Source organism: Pyrobaculum sp. (assembly GCF_049971835.1).
Lineage (GTDB): Archaea > Thermoproteota > Thermoprotei > Thermoproteales > Thermoproteaceae > Pyrobaculum.
Genome location: NZ_JBMFKV010000159.1, coordinates 1 through 4,390, shown reverse-complemented (window position 1 = coordinate 4,390; position 4,390 = coordinate 1). Strand labels below are relative to the sequence as shown.

Genomic DNA, 4,390 nt, shown 5'->3' with positions numbered 1-4,390 from the left:
GCCCCTAAAGGGCTCAAGTCTTTTAGCCACGCTTTCCAACTTTTTCAAATTAACGTTGTCAGTGTATAGAACAACATCTGCTCTGCTTAAAACAGCCAAGGCGTCTGGAGTTAGCACGTCGCCTGCGGCATCTATTAGGTACACCCCCTGGAGATCTGGCTCGGGGACAAGCATGTCAAATCTTAATCTGTGGAGGAGGCGCCTCCCCCCGCCGGGCACCATGTAGCTTTCAATGAAGCCGCGCCTCCTAAGCGCCACCAGAGCCGCCCTCAGAGTTCTCGTAGCCAGCCCCGTGCCCCTAGCCAAGTCCTCAAAAGTAAACCAGCTCTTGCCGTGGTACACCATTTCAAAAGCCATGTAGTAAAGCACAAGCCTCTGCGCCGGCGTGAGCCTCATAGACTCCACCATGCATCCGATTTATAACTTTAATCTCTTTTACACAGAAGCCGCGGCCTCCGCCGCCCAAAGGGGGCAAATTCCATTCCCCCGTCGCCCTACCCCCCTGCTCTGCTACTTATCGGCTACCGCCCCGCAGACGGGGCAGTCGGGGTTGCGCTGGAGCTCTATCGTGTCGAAGGCCATGTGTCTGAGGTCTACTACCAGTAGCTTCCCAGCCAGCGCGGGGGATCCCAGCGCCGTTCTGAAAACCTCCAGCGCCATTATTGAAGAAACTACGCCGACGGCCGGCCCCAGGACGGGGCAGAACCCCGCGGCGCACGCAGGCAGTGTTTTAAACCGCCCAAACAAATCCTCGAGGCAGGGCGTCTCGCCTGGAATTACCGTGGTGACGTGGCCGTACCACTCCTGAACCGCCCCGTGTATCAAAGGCCTTCTCCGCCTCACGGCGGCGGCGTTCACCACATGCCTCGACGCCCAGTTATCCAAGGCGTCTACCACAACGTCAACCTCCCCCACGACCCGCTCTGCGAGGTCTGGAGATATGGCCTCTGCAATAGGCACCACCTCAACCTCGGGATTCACCGCCGACAAAACCCTCGCCGCCACCTCGGCCTTGGGCCTCCCCACGTCGTCGGTGGTGTAGAGAATCTGCCGGTGTATATCCGAAAGCGCCACAGTGTCGAAATCCACGAGGACCAGCCTCTTGAACCCCCCGCCTGCCACGTAGCGGGCCACCAAGGTGCCCAGGCCCCCCACGCCGAACACAGCCACGGAGGTCTTTCTAAGCCTCTCCTGCCCCTCCTCGCCTATTACCGGGATCTGCCTGCTGTACCTATCAAGAAGCCTCATCCCCCTTAAAATAGGCGGTTGCCAATAGCCAGAGGCCGACCAGCGCCATCACCGCCTTTTTGAAGAAGGAGGCGCCGGCCGCGGGGGACAGCACCGCCACCACCAGCAACCCCAGGAGGGCTAGCCTGAGGGCAGAGAAGAAGCCCATAGGTATTGAGACGTCATAAAGATATATAATTTGTGGTTTGGGAGGGGGTATTATGGATATCCTGGAGCTGTTGAGGAAGCGGGTGGTGGTTGGCCACAGGGGGTTCCCCGCGAGGGAGTTGGAGAACACCATCCCCTCGATAGAGGCGGCGGTTAGACACGGCGCCGATGTGGTGGAGGTGGACGTCCAGACCACGGCGGACGGCGTGGTGGTGCTCAGCCACGACGACACGCTGGAGCGCACCTTCGGCGTGCCCCTCAACGTGAGGACATCCACGTGGGATGAGGTGAGGAGGGTGGAGAAGGGCCGCTACCGGGTGCCCACGCTGAGAGAGGCCATCGAGGCCGTGGCGGAGCGCGCCGGGCTCTTCGTCGAGGTGAAGCACCCCGAAGACGCCGCCGCCGTGCAGAGAGTAATTAGGGAGGCCGGCGCCGGGAGGTGGGCGGCCGTCATCAGCTTCCACGACGACGCTCTAAAAGCCGTGGAGGGCTACAAGGGGCTGGTATACGCCAAGCCGCCGGGCCGCGTGGTAGACGCAAAGAAGCTGGGGTGCCACATAGCCCTTCCCCGCTACCCCCTCGCCACAGAGAAGGCCATAGCCCTCGCCCACAAGCTGGGTCTATACGTCGTGGCTTGGACTGTCAACGACCCCACAACCGCGGCGGAGCTCTGGCGGAGGGGGGTAGACGGAGTCGCCACAGACGACGTGGAGAAGATAAGAGATACAAAGCTGCGCTGACAGCCGCCGGCCGACCCGAACGCAATCCGGCGAACTCCTTACGCCGGCTGAAGGGTGTGGATGTGTAGTATTTTTTATACCCCTCCGATTCTCACCTGTGATGTGTGGGAGACCTCGCCTGATCTGTGAGGAGTTTGCCGAGTGCTGACGGTCGCTACGCCTCTGTAAAGTTTTCCGGTTATGTACCACAGTGTATTGATAAGTGCCGGTAGTTGGCTCCAATCGGGCACAACGGCCGCTTGCTGTGTGTCTTCTGGGATGTCGAAAATCGTCGAGAAGCAGGTGTAAGGTGCTTGAGGCTTGTGGTGAGTTTGTACAGCTAGAAGGCGGGCCGGTAGCTAAAGAGTCGAGACTTATTGAGTTCCGGCCTCGAGCTGAGGTTTCTTATACCCCCGCCACGGGGGCCGCTGTCCACCAGACCTACTCAGTCTGGTCTCTTCTCCTCTCGTCTCTTTGGGAGAAGGATAGTGAAACGAGCTACCTCGCCGCGTCCCCAGCCTCCTGCGATAAATGTTCTCAATGTTTGAAAGCCTTAGACAAGTCGATCCTCCCGTTGCACGTCTCTAGCCTTTTAATCGCCGTAGAATATAAAGGCGCTGAGCGCCACGTACTACGTTGGAATTCTCGCGAGGCGGAGCTTTCCCGCTTATGCAAAACAACTCCCTAGGTGGGCTTTAGGCAACGGCTTGCATTCCCAATACTACCAGCAACGGGAATACGTGTTCGATATATCTACAATCTTATAAGTTTTGCCTCTTCCTGAGGCGGGGGTAGATCTTGAGGAGTATGTAGTGAGCTGTGAGAGAGGAGACGCCGGCGCTTAAGACTTGGGCCCAGAAGACCTTTGGCATTGGCCAATAGAGGACAGCCCCCAGCCCCGCGGATAACATCAGCCACAAGGCCACGTGTAATATGTCAAAAAATACTCCGTGTCTAAGGCCTAGGTATAGGGGCATTAGTAAAATGAAAAACAGCGTGGGGATAGCCGCCAGGGAAAGAGGTGGAAAGAGGTAGAAAGAGACGAAGAGAAGGACAACAATTGCCGCCTCTAAAAGCCGCCTACGTAGTTGCGGTATGCCGCGGAAGAAAAAGATTAATCCCACGAGCATAAGGTACAAACCAGCTAGGAACATCCCAGCGCCGAGTGGGTAGAAACTGCCGTCGCTGGCTAAATAGGCTAAGAGTAGGGTCCAGGTGAAAGAGGCAAGAAAAAGTATTTTGGCCAATACAGTGCGGGGGATAGTCACAATTAGCTAATTATCACCTCTGATATCAAATTAGTCTGGCCGCGCCAACTCCATACTAATTGTGAACCCAGACTGTTGCTACTTAGCGATCTTGGTGGCAGGTACATATTTGTGTTTACGACATAATAAAATGGGGAGAGAATGCAACCCAGTACACTTGGCCTACCTTCTCTAAAATACCTCCATTCGGCATACGCAGGACTAGTCGCTGGGACTGATGCACGCATTAGCCTCAGCACGACAGTTGACGGAATGGGATCAGCCCATCCCCTTATCCATCTTATTGTATATACTCCATTACTGCTAGTTATGGATACTTGGGGGGTGGCAGCGCTGATTACATCATACACTACCTTAACTCCAATTGATGCCATAGTCGCTCTATCGCCCTGTGCAAAGGTCAATAGCCAGTCTACTGCATCTAAAACCCTCCGCCCCATGGAGGACCACCAAGGCTCTTGTACAGAAGAACCGTCGTAATAAATGTAGGCCGCTTGGCTATCTACTGGCGCTGTTATCACCCACTCGGCGCCACAGATATGAAAACTGGGATCCATCTGGTTGTGAGCGAGGGATATCACAAGTTCACCGGTTCTAGCTCTTATTTCTGTTAGAATATTCACAGACGTGTTATTAATTGGGCCTAGTATTTGCAAGGTATTGTAGAGAAGTAGAGCTCCCCACTCTAAGTAGGGTAATCCGGTTCCGTAATCTATGTAGCGCGAGTGAAATGGCTCTAACCACCTGTCATATTGTATCTGGAGTCTGTTAGAAAAGCTAATAGTGACACTACTTCCAAACGCCATGTAGACTACTGAAACAGAAATTCCACCACCTTGAGAAGTAGCTTTCGACATGGCAAAGTCTCTCGGCTTTATTTGGAGAGTTTTCGAAGGCACATTGTATCTACATTGATAATCTGTGTTAATTCCAGAAACTGGGCTTATAAGAGTTGACTCGTAATATACGCCGTTTATATAATATTCAACTAGTAGCATCGGGCAGTAC

Annotated in this window: 4 protein-coding genes and 2 pseudogenes; 1 reads left to right on the top strand and 5 read right to left on the bottom strand. The window is 54.8% G+C overall.

Going from position 1 to position 4,390, the window contains the following annotated elements; all coding sequences use genetic code 11:
* The 3 genes and pseudogenes from ACP5J3_RS11300 to ACP5J3_RS11290 form a co-directional block, all read right to left on the bottom strand.
* A pseudogene (locus ACP5J3_RS11300) lies at positions 1 to 396 on the bottom strand (helix-turn-helix domain-containing protein); the annotation flags it as partial.
* Between the two features lie 114 nt (positions 397 to 510).
* Positions 511 to 1,248 carry a HesA/MoeB/ThiF family protein gene (locus ACP5J3_RS11295; protein WP_428495787.1) on the bottom strand — a complete coding sequence of 246 codons (738 nt, stop codon included), beginning with the start codon at positions 1,246 to 1,248 and terminating at the stop codon, positions 511 to 513.
* The gene (locus ACP5J3_RS11290; protein ID WP_428495786.1) at positions 1,235 to 1,396 is read right to left on the bottom strand and encodes a hypothetical protein; all 162 of its coding nucleotides are present in this window, start codon (positions 1,394 to 1,396) and stop codon (positions 1,235 to 1,237) included. Before ACP5J3_RS11290 ends, ACP5J3_RS11295 begins: the two co-directional genes overlap by 14 nt.
* A gap of 52 nt (positions 1,397 to 1,448) precedes the next feature.
* On the opposite strand from ACP5J3_RS11290, the gene ACP5J3_RS11285 reads away from it, so the two are divergent.
* Positions 1,449 to 2,135, top strand: a complete 687-nt coding sequence (locus tag ACP5J3_RS11285; protein ID WP_428495785.1) for a glycerophosphodiester phosphodiesterase — start codon at positions 1,449 to 1,451, stop codon at positions 2,133 to 2,135.
* A gap of 740 nt (positions 2,136 to 2,875) precedes the next feature.
* Here ACP5J3_RS11285 and ACP5J3_RS11280 read toward each other — a convergent pair.
* Together ACP5J3_RS11280 and ACP5J3_RS11275 are read right to left on the bottom strand one after the other, a co-directional pair.
* Complete coding sequence (locus tag ACP5J3_RS11280; protein ID WP_428495784.1) at positions 2,876 to 3,382, bottom strand: hypothetical protein; 507 nt, start codon at positions 3,380 to 3,382, stop codon at positions 2,876 to 2,878.
* Between the two features lie 2 nt (positions 3,383 to 3,384).
* A pseudogene (locus tag ACP5J3_RS11275) lies at positions 3,385 to 4,390 on the bottom strand (hypothetical protein); the annotation flags it as partial.